We start from the raw sequence: 290 nt of genomic DNA on the forward strand, positions 1-290 counted from the left end.
TTATCGAACCGCCAATGAATGATGATGAAATGTATCAAACATTGACTATTATCGCAAAGGAGCACGTTTAATATGAACGATTTTGCGAGTGAGATTGCTAGAGAGTTACAAAGATATGCGCATGTTGTGGAAGAAGAATTGTTAACCGCGCAGGAAGAAGTAGCCGATCTTGCTGTAAGTAAATTAAGACAAAGTGGTCCTAAAAAAACAGGCGCTTATCGTAAAGGGTGGCGTAAGAAAAAAGAAGGTAATGGCGTTGTCGTCCACAATATAAAAGGGCAACTAACGCA

Annotated in this window: 1 protein-coding gene and 1 pseudogene; both read left to right on the forward strand. The window is 39.7% G+C overall.

Going from position 1 to position 290, the window contains the following annotated elements:
- Window positions 1–71: pseudogene (locus JDS99_RS31245) on the forward strand (phage head closure protein); the annotation flags it as partial.
- A gap of 1 nt (window position 72) precedes the next feature.
- On the forward strand, window positions 73–290 hold a 218-nt coding region (locus JDS99_RS31250), incomplete at its 3' end, for an HK97 gp10 family phage protein (protein ID WP_199696525.1).

The organism is Bacillus cereus group sp. N6, assembly GCF_016483705.1.
GTDB classification, from domain to species: domain Bacteria; phylum Bacillota; class Bacilli; order Bacillales; family Bacillaceae_G; genus Bacillus_A; species Bacillus_A wiedmannii.